The organism is Bacteroides sp. f07 (assembly GCF_042854785.1).
GTDB lineage: Bacteria > Bacteroidota > Bacteroidia > Bacteroidales > Bacteroidaceae > Bacteroides.
The window spans coordinates 1,169,511-1,184,760 of the sequence record NZ_BAABXI010000002.1; the positions used below are offsets into that span (position 1 = coordinate 1,169,511).

Consider the following 15,250-nt stretch of genomic DNA (forward strand, 5'->3'; position numbering starts at 1 on the left):
AAGAAGAAGAGAGAAAATTGTTTATGGAAGAAGTAAAAGAGGTGATTGATACAGTGACTGTTGCATTGGCGGATGGAGATACTCAAGACGCCGGTAATGCAATGATGCAAGGCGTGAATGATGCTTTGCTGTCGATGGGAGTGGATGAAGTCTGGGCGGATAAGATTGACAACTTTATCATATTGCTGCTTATCATAGGAGTAGCCTTGCTGGCTAATCTGATTTGCCGCAAGATAATTTTGCGTACGGTATCCAAACTGGTGAAACAGACGAAAGCCACTTGGGACGACATTGTATTCAATGACAAGGTGATGGTGAACCTTAGCAGGATGGTGGCGCCGATATTGATTTACATAGCCATTCCTATCGCATTTCCCGAACATGCGGATTCCGCTCTGCTTGACTTCCTTCGCAGGCTTTGCATGATTTATATACTCGCAGTCTTCCTACGTTTCGTAAGTGCGCTTTTTACTGCCGTTTATCTAGTATACAGCGCACGCGAACAATACAAAGACAAACCATTGAAAGGTCTCCTGCAGACAGCGCAAGTGGTTCTTTTCTTTATAGGAGCCATTATCATCATCAGTATCCTGATCAAGCAAAGTCCGGTGGTATTGCTGACCGGGCTCGGAGCTTCTGCCGCTGTTCTGATGTTGGTTTTCAAAGACAGTATTATGGGCTTTGTCTCCGGCATCCAGCTTTCTGCCAACAATATGCTGAAAGTGGGCGACTGGATTACCATGCCCAAATATGGCGCGGACGGCACAGTGATAGAAGTGACCTTGAACACTGTAAAAGTACGTAACTTCGACAATACCATCACCACCATTCCGCCTTACCTGCTGGTTAGCGACTCATTCCAAAACTGGCAGGGTATGCAGGAATCCGGCGGCCGTCGTGTGAAGCGTTCCATCAATATAGATATGACTAGCGTGCGCTTCTGCACCCCGGAAATGTTGGCGAAATATCGTAAGATACAATTGTTGAAAGACTACGTGGATCAAACGGAAAAAGTCGTGGAACAATATAACAAGGAACATGATATAGACAATTCAATACTGGTGAACGGACGCCGGCAGACCAATTTGGGAGTCTTCCGCGCTTACCTGACCAACTATCTGAAAAGTCTGCCCACTGTCAATCAGGAGATGACTTGCATGGTGCGCCAGCTCCAGCCTACGGAAACCGGTATTCCGATGGAACTTTACTTCTTTTCCGCCAACAAGGTCTGGGTTGCTTATGAAGGCATACAGGCAGACGTTTTCGATCATGTGCTTGCCATCATACCCGAATTTGACTTACAGGTGTTCCAGAATCCTTCGGGGGCGGACTTGCGCCGGATAGGAGTGAAGATAGAAAACTGATGGGCGCAATACAACAAAACAAATAATATTACAATAAACTACTTATATTATGAACACACCGTTACCTAGCCAGATTATTCGTGAGATTACCCCTTTGTCAGACAAGGACTGCTTTTATATTGCAGAACGTTACAAGACAGAGTTCACTTATCCTATTCACAATCATTCCGAGTTCGAATTGAACTTTACGGAGAAAGCGACAGGAGTGAGAAGGGTAGTCGGAGATTCTTCCGAAGTGATAGGCGACTATGATTTGGTCTTGATAACAGGTAAAGACTTGGAGCACGTATGGGAACAGAACGAGTGCCGTTCGAAAGAGATAAGGGAGATAACGATTCAGTTCTCTTCCGACCTCTTCTTCAAGAGTTTCATCAATAAGAATCAGTTCGATTCTATCCGCAGGATGCTGGATAAGGCACAGAAAGGACTTTGTTTCCCGATGTCCGCGATTCTTAAAATATATCCGTTGCTGGATACGCTGGCTTCCGAGAAACAGGGATTTTATGCGGTCATCAAGTTTATGACGATTCTTTACGAACTCTCCCTCTTCGAGGAAGAGTCCCGCACGTTGTCCAGTTCGTCATTTGCCAAGATAGATATTCATTCGGACAGCCGTCGTGTGCAGAAAGTGCAGGAGTATATCAATGCCCATTATCAGGAAGAGATTCGTTTGGGACAGTTGGCGGCTATGGTCGGAATGACGGATGTGTCATTCAGCCGGTTCTTTAAATTACGTACGGGAAAGAATCTTTCCGATTATATTATTGATATCCGTCTCGGTTTCGCTTCCCGTCTGTTGGTGGATTCTACCATGTCGATAGCCGAAATCTGCTATGAGTGCGGATTCAACAATCTTTCCAATTTCAACCGTATCTTCAAGAAGAAAAAGGCTTGCTCGCCTAAAGAGTTCCGTGAGAATTACCGGAAAAAGAAGAAGCTGGTTTAATAGATAAGTGTTGTATCATAATAGAATGATAATTTATTTTTAGACAGAAGAACATAAGAACAAAAGAACAAAAGATAAAATAGTAGTTTAATAAACTACAGAAATAATTTTCCAAGTGCGGCCTTTATGTTCTTTTGCTCTTATGTCTAAATTAAATTCCTATTCATAAAACTAAAACCATGTATTGACCGGTTTCTGCCATGCTGAAACTAAAAGTTTTTCTAACCTTGAAACTAAGAGTTTTCCAAGCTTTGAAACTAAAAGTTTCACACCGGGAAACAAAGTGTTTCACACCGAGAAACGAAGTGTTTCACGCCGAGAAACAAAGTGTTTCAACCAATGAAACAAATATTGGAACCGGAGGAAACAAATCTTTAAACCGGTGGGATGGGATTAGACAGATAGGAGATAGGTATGTAACATGCTTGCAACCTATCTTTCAATTGATTGTATTTTCTTCGTCTTATCATTGTAATACCTACCCTCTACCTTTGCCCACAGATTTAAAAACGTAGAGCAAAGTTCGATGAAAAAACTATTTCTTTTAAGATTTTCTGTTGCGGCCTTCTTCTGCTTGTTGTGTGTACTTCCCGCATTGGCTGCAAATATCAAGGTAAAAGGAGCTGTGAAAGACAAACTTTCAAAGGAACCTCTGATAGGAGCGACTATTCGCCTGATAGGCACACCAGCCGGAGCAGTTACCGATATGGACGGTAATTTCGAATTGAATGCCGCCGGTGTTTTGGAAGGTATGTATGATATTGAGATTAAATATGTAGGCTACAAGACCGAAGTACGCCGCAAGGTTCGTGTAGAGAATGGTAAACTGGTGATACTGAATCTGGAACTGGAAACCGACGCCCAGGAACTTTCTGATGTAGTAGTTGTAGCAAAGAAGAATCGTGAAAACGAGAATATGCTTTTGCTCGAACAGCAGAAAGCCGTTATCGCCGTGCAGTCTGTAGGTGTGAAGGAACTCTCCCGTAAAGGCGTTTCCGATGCCGAAGGCGCTGTCACCAAAGTTTCCGGAATCTCCAAGCAGGACGGAGTAAAAAACGTCTTTGTCCGTGGACTGGGCGACCGTTATAATACCACCACCTTCAATGGGTTTCCCGTACCGTCGGAAGATCCGGAATACAAGAATATCTCACTTGATTTCTTCGGGACAGACATCATACAGTCTGTCGGAGTAAACAAAGCCTTTACTGCCGGTGGAAGCGGTGATGTGGGAGGGGCCAATATTGATATTGCTTCCAAAGAACTGGTCGGCAGCGGATATGTCAGCGCAGGCGTTTCTGCAGGAGTGAATACACAGACTATGACCGCCGACTTCCTGAAACCGGACGGAACGAACCCCTTCGGATTTGCCAACCGTACACAACCGTCGGGTAACGCATGGGGATTTGAAAACAAGCTGGATCCGGCAGCACAGAATTTCCAGATAGACCGCAGTTACAATATATCCGGCGGAAAGAGATTCTACGTAGGCGGAGAACGTAACGTTCTCTCTTTTTTCGCCACTGCAGGGCATACCACGGATTATCGCTACACAGATGAAACCATACGTAATACCACAACCGACGGAACCGTCTACAAAGACATGACAGGGCATAAGTCCGCCGTCAATATCAGTCAACTGGCACTGGCCAACGTGGATTTTGATATGCAGAACCGTCACCACCTGGCATACAATCTTATGCTGGTGCACAACAGCACCCAGTCTGTTGGAAATTATGAAGGTAAAAATGATACCTTCAGCGATGATTACGGTAATCAAGGGATGACCCGCCGCCAACAAGTGAATGACAACCTGCTTATTGTCAACCAACTGACGAGTAACTGGGGACTGACAGACGTGTTGAGCTTCGACGCGGGAGTCTCTTATAATATGGTGCGCGGATACGAACCGGATCGCCGCATCAACGAGATAACGAAGAATGATACAGGTTACGGGCTGGTAGGAGGAAATACGCAGTTCCGCACTTTTGCCGCATTGACGGAGAACGACCTGAATCTTCGCGGTGGACTGGTATATCGGCTAAAGGACAGTCAGGAAGAAATATCGCAGCTTCGCATAGGCTATACGGGACGCATCGTAAATGATGATTTTGAACAGACGGAATACAACCTGATAACTCTTAACGGGCCGTCGTTCACTTCATTGAATGATATTGCACTGGATGACTTTTATACATCCGCCAATTTCGGAACCCGCTTTAACGTAGACAATGCCGTAGACAAATATACAGTGAAAAAGAATATACACTCCGTTTATGCGGAAGCCGTCTACCAGTTTTCATCCCGCTGGGTGGCAAACCTGGGAGTGAAGTATGATAACGTAGATATGACCGTGGATTACAACGTAGACAAAGGCAACTCCAAAGGAAAGAACAGCATCAGGGAAAACTATTTTCTTCCGAGCCTGAATCTGAGATATAACCTGACGGACAAACATACATTGCGACTGGGGGCGAGTAAGACATACACATTGCCGCAATCAAAAGAGATTTCACCTTACCGCTATGTAGGAGTCAACTTCAAGAGCCAGGGTAACGCGAATCTGAAACCGTCGGACAACTACAACCTGGATTTGAAATGGGACTTTACCCCCACACCTACGGAACTTATCTCGCTTACCGCCTTCTACAAAATGATAAAGAACCCTATTTCACGTATCGAAACTCCGAGCGCAGGCGGATTCCTCTCTTATGAGAACATATCCGGCCAGGCTACCGTAGCAGGTATCGAGCTGGAAATACGTAAGAATCTTCTCGTACGTCCGGCAGGGAAAAACGGCACGAACAGGCTTTCGGCAGGGCTCAACGGCTCATACATCTACACTAACGCCATAATAGATGACCCCGACATCGCGGCTACCGACAAGGAAGGCTCCCAGCTCGAAGGGGCAGCGCCGTGGATTGCAAACTTTGATTTGTCGCATACCTATTCTACCGGTAGGCACTCATTTACCAACACTCTTGTTTTGGGATATGTGGGCGAGAAAGTATATACCCTCGGCACGCAAGGATACCGGAACATCATGGAAGAAGGAGTAACCACACTTGATTTTGTATCGCAGGCCAAGTTCGGCAAGCATTTCTTGTTCAGTCTCAAGGCACGCAACCTGCTCAATCCGGCCTACCGGTTGAGGCGGGAAGCCAGCAGCAACAACCGGAAAGTAGTGTTGGGCGATTATAAGAAAGGAATAAACGTGAGCTTGGGAGTGTCGTGCACATTTTAGGCTCTTACATATAAACTATTTAAATATTTAAAGGAAATGAAAAGACTATTTTTAAGCATGATGGCTATGGCAGCCATGGCAACAACCTTGACCCTGACTTCTTGCGGAAGTGATAATGATGGAGATAACATTCCGGGCGACTCGTCCATATTGGCAGCAGACGGAAAAACTCTGAAAGGAAATCTTATCGGCAAGCAGACACTGGAAGCCGGCGACTATGTGCTGGGCGGAACTGTCATTATCGAAAACGGCGGCGAACTGACTATTCCTGCCGGAACCACCATCAAGGCAGCAAAAGGATTCAGCAGCTATATCCTCGTGGCACAGGGTGGAAAGCTTTATGCGAACGGTACATCTGCCGCTCCTGTAACCTTCACTTCCGGAGAAACTACTCCGAAGTCCGGCGACTGGGGCGGAATCATCCTGAACGGAAAAGCACCTATCTCCGGTGCGAACGAAAGCGGCAATACTGCCAATGCCGAAGTGAACAATGCCTATAAATATGGTGGTGACAACGCGTCGGACAATTCTGGGGCGCTTACTTACGTCAATATCTTCTATGCAGGTGCGCGCAACACTGCCGACATCGAGCACAACGGATTGACACTGAACGGTGTGGGAAACGGAACGAAAGTTGAGAACATCTATATCCTTGAGAGTGCGGATGATGCCATCGAGTTTTTTGGCGGTACGGTCAACGTAACCAATCTTCTGGCTGTGAACCCGGATGATGATATGTTCGACTTCACACAAGGATATACAGGTACTTTGAAAAACTGCTACGGTATTTGGGAAGAAGGATATACCAGTACGGAAGAAGACCCGCGCGGCATCGAAGCCGACGGTAACCTGGACGGAAAAGGGCCGGAGCATAAGAATCAGTCGAACTTTATCGTAGATGGCATGACTATCATCAACAATACCGTAGGCGGCAACACTACCACCGGACAGAAGAATGCTATGGACGATGTGATTAAAATACGCCGTGGAGCAACTGCCACTATCAAGAACGCTCTGGTGACATCGACATTGAATCTGACGGGATTGAAAGCCAAGGACTTGGTGGACGCAACCGACTCCAAAGGAGGTGGTACGGTGACAATCAACGTGACTTGCAACCTTTCTTCTTTCTCATACAGCAAAAAGGAAAGAGTAGATTATGAAGACAGCAGTGACCCGGGCAAGAATGTAGAGAACCAGGGAAGCATCACGCTTACAGAAGGAGCTTCCAATACCGGTGCGGATACTTCGGTTATGGGGTGGACAGGTTATACTTTTCCGGCACTTTAAGCTGAATAGCGGTGGAATAAGATACAGGGTATTGTCATCTCTGTCACGTACTTTCCGCTATATAATTATTAGTGGCTTTATAGTATCTCTTTATTCCTTTTTCGTATCTTTGCTATTCATTTTCATTTAATGAAATAAAATATGCAAACAGACTACGAGCGGTATATCAAGATGGCTTCTCTAGCCCAGATAGGGTGGTGGGAAGCCGATTTTGCCGCAGGACATTATTTGTGCTCTGATTTCCTTTGTGACCTTCTCGGATTGGAGGGGGATACCATTTCTTTTCAGGATTTTCAGAATTTGATACGCGAGGATTACCGTGAGCAAATTATTCAAGAGTTTCGTGCAAATGCGAATATACACCGGAACTTTTATGAACAGACTTTTCCTGTTCATTCCAAGTATGGTGAAATCTGGTTGCATACTCGTCTGGCTCACCGTGAGAAAGGCACGGGAACCAATGATGGTGATAAATCTTTCGGAGTCATCCAGCGGGTGGAAGCTCCTAAAGAAACCGAACAAAGAGACGCATTGAGAAGGGTGAACAGTCTGCTTCGCCGTCAGAATTTTATCTCCCAGTCTTTACTCCGTTTCCTTCGCGATGAAGAAGTAAACTCTTGTGTCATGGAAATTTTGAATGATATCCTGAATCTCTATTACGGTGAAGGGCGTGTCTATATCTTCGAATATGATGAAAATCACACTCATCAGAGTTGTACCTACGAAGTCGTCTCCGAAGGCGTATCGTCCGAGAAAGGCAGTCTGCAAGATATTCCTATCGATCAGGGGAGATGGTGGAGCCGGCAGATTCTTTCCGGCAAGCCTATTGTGCTGAATTCCTTGAATCAGTTGCCCGCAGAGGCGGACGAGGAATTTCATTTCCTTGATGCGCAAGGCATCCTGTCGATGATGGTGACTCCTTTGATGGCAAACGACCGTATCTGGGGATATATGGGCATTGATTTAGTCAAGTCCTATCACGAATGGAGCAATGAAGATTATCAGTGGTTTTCTTCATTAGCCAATATTATCGGCATCTGTATCGAACTGCGTAAGGCCAAGGATGATGTAATCCGTGAACAGGTCTTCCTGAACAACTTGTTCCGCTTTATGCCGATGGGGTATATTCGGTTGTCGATAGTCCGGGACGAGAGGAATGAGCCTTGTGATTATAAGATAACGGATGGGAATAGCTTGGTCGTTAAGTTTTTCGGCAGGCCGATAGAAGAATACAAGGGATGTCTGGCTTCGGATATACATCCCGACTATGTTTCTAAACTCGACCTTTTGATAAGTGTGATGCGTGATAATACTTATAAGGAAGGGAATGAGTACTTCGCCAAAACCGGGACTTATACCCATTGGATTGTTTATTCACCGGAGAAAGATGAAGTGGTTGCCCTGTTCCTCGATACTACGCAGGCGGTGAAAGCCAACCGGGCAATGGACCGCAGCGAAAAACTATTCCAGAATATCTTTGCCAATATTCCGGCGGGAGTGGAAATTTACGACAAGGACGGTTATCTGGTCGATATGAACAATATGGATTTGGAGATATTCGGAGTGCTGGACAAATCGGCAGTGATAGGGGTGAATTTCTTTGAAAACCCGAATGTCTCACAGGTTATCCGTGACCGCGTGAAGAATGAAGATATGGTAGATTTCCGTCTCAACTATTCTTTCGAACGGGCTGAAGGTTATTATACTTCCAGTCTTTCAAAGTCGATAGATATCTATACCAAGGTCAGCAAACTCTACGACAACGAGGGCAACTTTAACGGATATATTCTTATTAGCATTGATAACACCGAACGTCTTGACACGCTGAACCGTGTCCGTGATTTCGAGAACTTCTTCCTGTTGATATCAGACTATGCCAAAGTGGGTTATGCCAAGTTGAACCTCATGAACCGGAAGGGATATGCCATCAAGCAATGGTATAAGAATATGGGAGAGGACGAAGATACTCCGTTGAGTGAAGTCGTAGGCGTTTACCGCTATGTGCATCCGGACGACCGGCAAAGTATTCTTGATTTCTTCGAAGAAGTGAAGAAGGGTAACAGACGTCATTTCCAGAAGGAAATGCGTGTCCGCCGTGTGGGGACGACAGACCGGTGGAACTGGGTACGCTCCAATATCGTAGTGACTACCTACAAGCCGGAAGAGGATGAGATAGAAATCATAGGTATCAATTACGATATCACGGAGTTGAAGGAGACGGAGGCGGAACTGATTCTGGCACGTGACAAGGCGGAAATGGCCGACCGTCTGAAGAGTGCTTTCCTTGCCAATATGAGCCATGAGATCCGCACTCCGTTGAATGCCATTGTCGGTTTCTCTGACTTGCTGGTTGAAGCGGATAATCTTGAGGAACGGAGAGAATACGTTAAAATAGTCCGTGACAATAATGACTTGCTGCTGCAACTGATTACGGATATACTTGACCTTTCGAAGATTGAAGCCGGCACGTTCGAATTTTCTATCGGAGATGTCGATGTGAACGCACTGTGCGAAGATATTGTCCGCTCCATGCAGATGAAAACGAAGGAAGGAGTGGAACTTCTGTTTGACTCGTGTCTTTCGCAATGCCATATAATCAGCGACCGCAACCGTCTGCATCAGGTTATCTCCAACTTTGTGAACAACGCGATTAAGTTTACTTCGCACGGAAGTATCCGTGTGGGGTATCAGATAAAGGGCGAAGAACTGGAATTTTATGTACAGGATACGGGAGTGGGGATTGACGAGGAACATCAGTCGCATATCTTCGAGCGTTTTGTCAAGCTCAACTCTTTCGTGCCCGGCACAGGACTGGGACTTTCCATCTGTCAGAGTATCGTAGAGCAACTGGGCGGACGGATAGGTGTTGACTCCGAACCGGGCAGGGGTTCACGGTTCTGGTTCAGGTTGCCGGGGGTGATTGTGACGGAATGAGTATATTGGGAATGTACGGCTTTTCAGGCATTCAGACTGTAACGATAATAAGAGAAAAGGCAGTAGCTGCTCCCGTTGATGGGAGGCTACTGCCTTTTTCTGTTATACAGTTCCGGTCGATTGTTTTTTATTATATACCGAACGAGAGTTTATCAATAGACTGATATACGATACTTGCGATACCCAGTCCGATAATGCCCAGCGTACAAAGCGCCAGTCCCCATTTTGTACAGCGGTCGCTGCGGAACGTGGGAATCGGATCGTCGGAAGGGGTGATATACATTGCCTTCACAATCAGCAGATAGTAGTACAGTGAAATCACTGTATTGACCAATGCGATGAATACCAGCAGATGGAAACCTGCATCGAAAGCCGCCATGAAGATAAAGAACTTCGAGAAGAATCCGGCAAAAGGAGGGATACCTGCCAATGAGAATAAAGATAGGGTCATAAGGAGCGCTATCTTCGGATTCGTCTTGTAAAGTCCCGCATAATCTTCGAGTGTGAACTTCTGGCTGCGTAGTGCCACGATAGTGATTACGGCAAATACGCCGAGGTTGGCGGCAGCATATACAAGTACGTAATATACTAACGCTGTCATTCCCTGTGCGGTGCCGCCGATAACGCCCAGCATGATATATCCGGCTTGTGAGATACTGGAGAATGCCATCAGGCGTTTCAGGTTCTGCTGGCGGATAGCGAATATGTTGGCAATGGTGATAGAGGCGATAATCACCCAGTAAAGCACTTCCTGCCAGTCGTTTATCATCGGAGCGAATACTTTGATAAGAATAGCCATTAGCACGAAAGCGGCCGAACCTTTTGAAACAACGCTCAGATAAGCGGTGACCGTACTTGGTGCACCTTCGTATACGTCTGCTGTCCAAAGGTGGAACGGAACGAGTGATAACTTGAATGCCATCCCTGTGAAGAAGAATACGAATGCCATGATTTGCAACGGATTTCCGTCGATATGGGCGGGAAGGTCTTCAAAATACAACGTTCCGGTGGAACCGTAAATCATGGACAAGCCGAACAACAACAGGGCGCTGGAGAAGAGGGCGGTAAGAATATACTTGGCTCCTGCTTCGGCAGAGTTGTGACGGTATTTGTCGAAGGCAATCAGGGCAGCCATCGGGATGGATGCCGTTTCCAGCCCGATGAAGAACATCAGGAAGTGTCCGGCGGAAATCATGAGATACATACCAAACAGAGTGGAGAGTGTCAATACATAAAATTCTCCTTGTTTGAAAGAGGTATCTTCACGTTTCATCCATTCGTGTGCCATCAGGAAGACAATCAGTGTACCTACGTTCAGAATTGACTTGACAACCGTATGCATGGGTACGTAGTGGTACATACCGCCGAATACGTCGGCAGCAGTTCCCGGAACGAGATTGATAGCTGTATGAATCGCCATCAGAATGACGGGTAACATGGTGTTCAGTCGTGCTTTTCCGTCATTTTTGTGTGCGTCCGGACTCATGAAGAGGTCGGCCAAGAACAGTAGTAGCAGAACAACTACGAGCGACAGCTCTTCTCGCATATGTAGAAATTGTGAATAATCCATATTGTAATTTACTATTTAACGATTTACAATTTACTATTTAGGGTATCAGTTGTGAGACAACCGGCAATACACTTTCACCAATCATGTGGCTGATCCAAAAAGGAGCCATACCCAGTCCGGCTACACAAACGATGAGGCAGATAACGGCTACACGTTCGTCCCACGTTGCGTCGGTCAGTTCGAGGTGGTGCTTGTTGGTACAGGTTCCATACAGAATCTTACCTACCAGGCGCAGGATATAGACTGCTGTAATCACGATCGAAGAGCAGGCGATGATAGTCAGTGTGCGGTGGAATACATCGTTGTTCTGGAAAGAACCGACGAAGATGGTCATTTCGGCAATGAAACCACTCAGCCCCGGAAGACCGAGGTTGGCAAGACCGGCAATCACGTAACATACACTGAGGAACGGCATAATCTTCATCAGACCGGCAAGCTCGCGAACGTCACGGGTGTGTGTACGTCCGTAAATCATACCGATAAGGGCGAAGAACAAGGCTGTCATCAATCCGTGGGACAGCATTTGGAGGATAGCTCCCGTTGCAGCCGTCTGATTCAGCATCAGGATGGCGAAGAGAACCAGTCCGCAGTGAGATACGGAAGAGTAGGCGTTGATATATTTCAAGTCAGTCTGTACGCAAGCGGAGAAGGCTCCGTAGACCACAGAGATACCTGTCAGTATCAGGAATATCCATGAAAGTTCGTTAGCGGCTTCCGGCATCAGGTACATGGCGATGCGGAAACATCCGTAACCACCCAGCTTCATCAATACTCCGGCATGGAGCATGGATACTGCTGTCGGGGCGGAAGCATGACCGTCGGGACTCCAGGTATGGAATGGGAAGAGGGCACCCAGTACACCAAAGCCGAGGAAAGTCAGCGGAAACCAGATGCATTGTTGTGCAAACGGTATATTGTGTAACTGTGCGATTTCGAGCAGGTTCATTGTCGTTGCTCCCGAGCCGAAGTAGATTCCGAGGATTCCGATCAGCAGGAAGGCGGAACCGCCCATCAGCATCAGTGTCAGCTTCATGGCTGCATATTCCTTGCGTCCCGAACCCCATACGCCGATCAGCAGGTACATAGGTATCAGGGCTATTTCGTAGAACATAAACATGGTGAATAACTCTACGGATATAAAGAATCCGAATACTCCCATTGACAATAGGGTGAACCAAAGGAAATATTCTTTTGTCAGAGGTTGCAGACGCCAGGAAGCGAATGTTCCGGTGAAGACGATGATGGCGGACAGTAACAGCATGGCTACCGAGATTCCGTCGACGCCGACCGAATAGGAGATATGAAGCGGTGCATACCAAAGGGTGTCTGCACGGAAAAGCATTTCCGCCGTATTTCCGGCACTACGCTCTCCCAGATACATGAATGTAAGTACGACAGATGCAATCAGAAGTGCCGATGCGCCAATAACCATAACCCCGCGGATCGCTTTTATTCCTCTTGCTGCCCAGAGTCCGGCCAGCATCAGGAGGGGGATAAGTACGAATATTGATAAGAAATTCATCTTTATAATTTACTATTTAAAGATTTACTATTTACTATTTAGAGAATCAACAGTAGGATAAGTGCCAGTGCACCGCAAAGGAACACATATGCATATTGCTGTACTTGACCGCTCTGTAAACCACGGATTTCATCGCTTGTAGTATTGGTAGCCCATGCCAGGAAGTTGAAGAATCCGTCCACTACATGACGATCCCACCATGCGATAGGAGTAGAGATGCAGCGGAAGATAATCTTGTGCGTAATGAACTGGTATATGTCATCAATATAGAAACGATTGTAAGCAGCCTTGTGCAATCCCTTGAACTGTTTTGCCAACGAATCGGCAACGGGCTGTTTGGCATTCTTATACATCCAGGTAGCGATGGCAATAGAAATAATGGCAATAACCACACTTGTGACAGCTACCGACAGGTCGAGATGGATAGAGTAAGACTCTCCGTTCGAACTGATGAAATGTCCGAAAGGAATAAAGCCGGCTCCACAGGTTATCGCTGCCAGGAACATCAAGGGGAATGTCATCGCTAACGGACTTTCGTGCGGCGTGTGGTGAGCGTGCAATTCTTTGTTTTCCTTGCCCCAAAAGATCCCATAGTACAAACGGAACATATAGAAAGCAGTCATCGCGGCAATTACCGTCATCACCCAACCCATTACAGGGCTGTATTGGAAGCAGGCTGCCAGAATCTCGTCTTTCGAGAAGAAGCCGGAGAACGGGGGAATACCCGCAATGGCAAGGCAGGCAATCAGGAATGTCCAGTGAGTGACAGGCATATATTTGCGTAATCCGCCCATTGCGGACATTTCATTGGAGTGTACCGCATGAATAATGCTACCTGCACCAAGGAAGAGCAGTGCTTTGAACATGGCATGTGTGAAGAGATGGAACATGGATGCCATGTATCCCAATCCGCCTTCGTGCGGGTTCATGGAAGTGCAAACGCCCAAAGCTACCATCATAAAACCAATCTGTGAGATAGTAGAGAAAGCGAGTACACGCTTGATATCCGATTGCACGCAAGCTACACTTGCAGCATAGAAGGCAGTGAATGCACCTACCCAGGCTACCATATGCAAAGTGTTCGGAGCATATGCGATGAAGAGCGGGAACATACGTGCCACGAGATAAACTCCGGCAACTACCATCGTTGCCGCATGGATCAGGGCACTGACCGGAGTAGGCCCTTCCATTGCATCGGGCAACCATATATGCAATGGGAACATCGCACTCTTACCGGCACCACCCACGAACATCAGGCCGAGGGCTAACGGAAGCATGGCAGCTCCACCGCTGACCAGTGATACCGTATCCAGAGTGAAACCGAATGTTCCACCATAATATCCGTAAATCAGGATACCAATCAGGAAGCCTAAATCGGCAAAACGAGTGACAATAAATGCTTTCTTGGAAGCGGAGATTGCTGCAGGTTTTGTATAGTAGAATCCGATTAATAAATACGAACTTACACCCACCAATTCCCAAAAGAGATACATTTGGAAGATATTTGTCGCTACTACCAATCCCAGCATTGACATAGTAAACAGGGAAAGGAAAGCGTAATAACGTTGAAAGCCGGTCTCGCCTTTCATGTAGCCGAAGGAGTAGATATGTACCATCAGCGACACGGTAGAGATGACAATCAACATCATTACAGATATGGGATCGAGCAGGATGCCCAGATCGAAGTGTAATGTCTCTGTAAAAGGAAGCCACGTGAAATTATAAGGTATCAATGTGGCAAATGTTCCGTCTTCCAGCCGCGGGGCGGAGAAATATTGGAAAGCAGTCACATAAGACAGTACCGTTACCGTTCCCAGTACCAGAGTACCGATGATACCCGCCGTCCGATGTGACATCCATTTTCCCCCGATTCCCAGTATAAGAAAGGAGAAGAAAGGAAGAAGGAGTATTAGAATTGTTAGTTCCATACAGTTTTATTTAATTACTTGTTTTATTATTACTTATATTTATCATAAACTCATCTGTTTATCCGAATGGAAACCTGGAAGTGGCACCTTGGCACCGCTTCGCCTTTACCATTTCAGGTCGTCGAGGTTGCGGACTTGGATGCTTCGGAGATTACGGTAGATATTGATCATGATGGCGATAGCTATTGCAGTTTCCGCGGCCGAAATGGCGATGGAGAACAGTGCGAAGAAATAGCCCTCCATTCCTTCCGGGAAGAGAAAACGGTTGAACACGGCAAAGTTGATGTCCGTGGCGTTCAGCATTAACTCTACTGAAATCAGGATAGCCAGCGTGTTACGGCGGGTAAAGAATCCATAGATTCCTGCAAACATCATGATGGTAGAGACTACCAGATAATATTCCATGTGTATCATATATAGTGCTTTAGTGTTTAATGATTAATGATTAATAACTG

9 protein-coding genes are annotated in these 15,250 nt (G+C 46.3%); 5 read left to right on the top strand and 4 right to left on the bottom strand.

Translation table 11 applies throughout. The annotated features are described in order from the left end of the window. Positions 1 to 23 precede the first annotated feature (23 nt). The 5 genes from ACGHVY_RS19530 to ACGHVY_RS19550 all read left to right on the top strand — a co-directional run bounded on the left by ACGHVY_RS19530 (position 24) and on the right by ACGHVY_RS19550 (position 9,775). Positions 24 to 1,364 (top strand): mechanosensitive ion channel domain-containing protein, encoded by a 1,341-nt coding sequence (locus tag ACGHVY_RS19530; protein ID WP_308744689.1) that lies wholly within the window; start codon positions 24 to 26, stop codon positions 1,362 to 1,364. Between the two features lie 49 nt (positions 1,365 to 1,413). Next, positions 1,414 to 2,310, top strand: a complete 897-nt coding sequence (locus tag ACGHVY_RS19535; RefSeq protein ID WP_390600847.1) for an AraC family transcriptional regulator — start codon at positions 1,414 to 1,416, stop codon at positions 2,308 to 2,310. A 526-nt stretch (positions 2,311 to 2,836) separates the two neighbouring features. Next, complete coding sequence (locus ACGHVY_RS19540) at positions 2,837 to 5,551, top strand: TonB-dependent receptor domain-containing protein (protein WP_390600849.1); 2,715 nt, start codon at positions 2,837 to 2,839, stop codon at positions 5,549 to 5,551. 36 nt (positions 5,552 to 5,587) lie between these two features. Then, the gene (locus ACGHVY_RS19545; RefSeq protein WP_308744686.1) at positions 5,588 to 6,841 is read left to right on the top strand and encodes a hypothetical protein; all 1,254 of its coding nucleotides are present in this window, start codon (positions 5,588 to 5,590) and stop codon (positions 6,839 to 6,841) included. Positions 6,842 to 6,982: 141 nt separating this feature from the next. Next, positions 6,983 to 9,775: an ATP-binding protein gene (locus ACGHVY_RS19550; RefSeq protein ID WP_390600852.1), complete on the top strand. Its 2,793-nt coding sequence runs from the start codon at positions 6,983 to 6,985 to the stop codon at positions 9,773 to 9,775. Positions 9,776 to 9,905: 130 nt separating this feature from the next. Here the strand turns inward: ACGHVY_RS19550 and ACGHVY_RS19555 are convergent, their stop codons facing one another. From ACGHVY_RS19555 to nuoK, 4 genes are all read right to left on the bottom strand, one after another. After that, entirely contained in the window at positions 9,906 to 11,345 is a 1,440-nt protein-coding gene (locus tag ACGHVY_RS19555; protein ID WP_390600854.1) for an NADH-quinone oxidoreductase subunit N, read from the bottom strand. A gap of 37 nt (positions 11,346 to 11,382) precedes the next feature. Beyond that, positions 11,383 to 12,867 (bottom strand): NuoM family protein, encoded by a 1,485-nt coding sequence (locus tag ACGHVY_RS19560; protein ID WP_390600856.1) that lies wholly within the window; start codon positions 12,865 to 12,867, stop codon positions 11,383 to 11,385. Between the two features lie 38 nt (positions 12,868 to 12,905). Next, positions 12,906 to 14,795, bottom strand: a complete 1,890-nt coding sequence (gene nuoL / locus ACGHVY_RS19565; protein WP_390600858.1) for an NADH-quinone oxidoreductase subunit L — start codon at positions 14,793 to 14,795, stop codon at positions 12,906 to 12,908. Positions 14,796 to 14,900: 105 nt separating this feature from the next. Then, on the bottom strand, positions 14,901 to 15,209 hold the full coding sequence (gene nuoK / locus ACGHVY_RS19570; protein ID WP_242357440.1) for an NADH-quinone oxidoreductase subunit NuoK: 309 nt from the start codon (positions 15,207 to 15,209) through the stop codon (positions 14,901 to 14,903). Positions 15,210 to 15,250: the final 41 nt, after the last annotated feature.

Excerpts from the sequence above, each read along its gene's own strand:
- ACGHVY_RS19555 (WP_390600854.1), bottom strand. The coding sequence starts at position 11,345 with ATGGATTATTCACAATTTCTACATATGCGAGAAGAGCTGTCGCTCGTA.
- nuoK (WP_242357440.1), bottom strand. The coding sequence starts at position 15,209 with ATGATACACATGGAATATTATCTGGTAGTCTCTACCATCATGATGTTT.
- ACGHVY_RS19535 (WP_390600847.1), top strand. The coding sequence starts at position 1,414 with ATGAACACACCGTTACCTAGCCAGATTATTCGTGAGATTACCCCTTTG.
- ACGHVY_RS19560 (WP_390600856.1), bottom strand. The coding sequence starts at position 12,867 with ATGAATTTCTTATCAATATTCGTACTTATCCCCCTCCTGATGCTGGCC.
- ACGHVY_RS19530 (WP_308744689.1), top strand. The coding sequence starts at position 24 with ATGGAAGAAGTAAAAGAGGTGATTGATACAGTGACTGTTGCATTGGCG.
- nuoL (WP_390600858.1), bottom strand. The coding sequence starts at position 14,795 with ATGGAACTAACAATTCTAATACTCCTTCTTCCTTTCTTCTCCTTTCTT.
- ACGHVY_RS19545 (WP_308744686.1), top strand. The coding sequence starts at position 5,588 with ATGAAAAGACTATTTTTAAGCATGATGGCTATGGCAGCCATGGCAACA.
- ACGHVY_RS19550 (WP_390600852.1), top strand. The coding sequence starts at position 6,983 with ATGCAAACAGACTACGAGCGGTATATCAAGATGGCTTCTCTAGCCCAG.
- ACGHVY_RS19540 (WP_390600849.1), top strand. The coding sequence starts at position 2,837 with ATGAAAAAACTATTTCTTTTAAGATTTTCTGTTGCGGCCTTCTTCTGC.